General features: G+C 47.4%; 1 protein-coding gene. It reads right to left on the bottom strand.

Going from position 1 to position 624, the window contains the following annotated elements:
* A partial coding sequence (locus tag R7Q48_RS28540; RefSeq protein WP_318133698.1) for a carbon-nitrogen hydrolase family protein occupies nt 1-624 on the bottom strand: 624 nt, incomplete at both ends.

Raw genomic sequence — 624 nt, 5'->3', positions numbered from 1 at the left:
GAGCTGTTTCAGCTTGGTTAAGTCAACATCGGCAAAGATGATCATTTCCGTATTCGCACTGGCTTCCGTCAATGTGGCGTCGTGGGGGAAATAAATGTCTGAAGGTGAGAACACCGCTGATTGAGCATATTGAATGTCCACGTTGTCCACGCGCGGTAAGTTGCCGACACTGCCGCCAATCGCCACATAACATTCGTTTTCGATCGCGCGAGATTGAGAACAAATCCGCACACGTTGATAGCCGTTTTTGGTATCAGTCCAGAATGGCACAAAGATAATTTGCGCACCTTGTTCGGCGAGCATACGACCCAACTCAGGGAACTCGCTGTCGTAACAAATCAGAATGCCGACCTTACCAGCATCGGTTTCGAACACTTGTACATTATCGCCGCCATCAATTACCCAGTCTTTTTGTTCGTGTGGCGTGATGTGGATTTTGTACTGAGCGTTAATTTCCCCATCGCGTTGCAGTAAGTACGCTACGTTGTAGAGCTTGCCATCTTCGATGAGCGGCATACTGCCAGCAATGATATTGATGTTGTAAGTGACCGCCATTTGCGAGAAACGGTTTTTGATCTCTTCTGTAAAGCTAGCAAGAAAGCGAATAGCTTCAACCGAGTTTTG

The organism is Vibrio sp. 378 (genome assembly GCF_033339435.1).
This window is presented reverse-complemented; position numbering and strand designations above follow the sequence as displayed.